Consider the following 908-nt stretch of genomic DNA (forward strand, 5'->3'; position numbering starts at 1 on the left):
ACCGGAGAGAGCCAGAGAAAAGACGGGAGATATGCCTACAAATATATAGATACCTTTGGGAAACCGCAGTTTGTTTATTCTTGGAAGTTAGTGCCTACGGACAAAACCCCGGCAGGAAAGCGCGACGATATAGCGTTGAGGGAAAAAGAGAAAGAAATCCAAAAAGACCTTGACGACGGTATCGACCATATCGGAAAGAAAATGACGGTCTGCCAACTCTACGCAAAGCAGATACGCCACCGGGCAAATGTGCGGCATGGTACAAAGCAGGGGCGAAAACAGCTCATGCGGATTTTGCAGGAGGATAAACTTGGAGCCTGCCGGATTGAAAATGTGAAGCTCTCCGACGCAAAGGAATGGGCGTTACGCATGAAAGAAAAAGGTTACGGCTTCAAGACTATCAACAACCACAAGCGTTCCTTAAAGGCTGCCTTTTACACAGCCATACAGGACGATTGTATTCGTAAAAATCCATTTGACTTCCAGTTGAACACAGTCCTTGAAGATGATACGGAACCAAAGGAACCTCTATCCCCTACGCAGGAAGCGGCTTTTCTGTCCTTTGTACAGCATGATAAAGTCTATCAGAAATACTACGACGAGATTATCATACTGTTAGGGACAGGACTTCGCATTTCGGAACTCTGCGGACTGACGGAAGCTGACATTGACTTAGACAAACAGCTTATCAATGTAGACCACCAACTTTTGAAGATTGCAGACGTGGGCTACTATGTGGAAACGCCTAAGACGAAAAGCGGCAACCGGGTTATTCCTATGAGTGAAAAAGTGTTGGAAGCATTTCAACGGGTGCTAAATAAACGGAAATATGTACAGCCTGTTATTTTAGAGGGCTACACAAAGTTTCTGTTCCTTAACCGGAACGGCTTGCCAAAAGTGGCAGTCAA

1 protein-coding gene is annotated in these 908 nt (G+C 45.5%); it reads left to right on the forward strand.

Annotated elements, in window-relative coordinates; translation table 11 throughout:
- The coding region (locus DWX32_RS19310) for an integrase DNA-binding domain-containing protein (protein ID WP_147398522.1) at positions 1 to 908 on the forward strand (908 nt) is incomplete at both ends.

This window comes from Blautia sp. AF19-13LB, from assembly GCF_003479105.1.
Classification (GTDB): Bacteria; Bacillota; Clostridia; order Lachnospirales; family Lachnospiraceae; genus Fusicatenibacter; species Fusicatenibacter saccharivorans.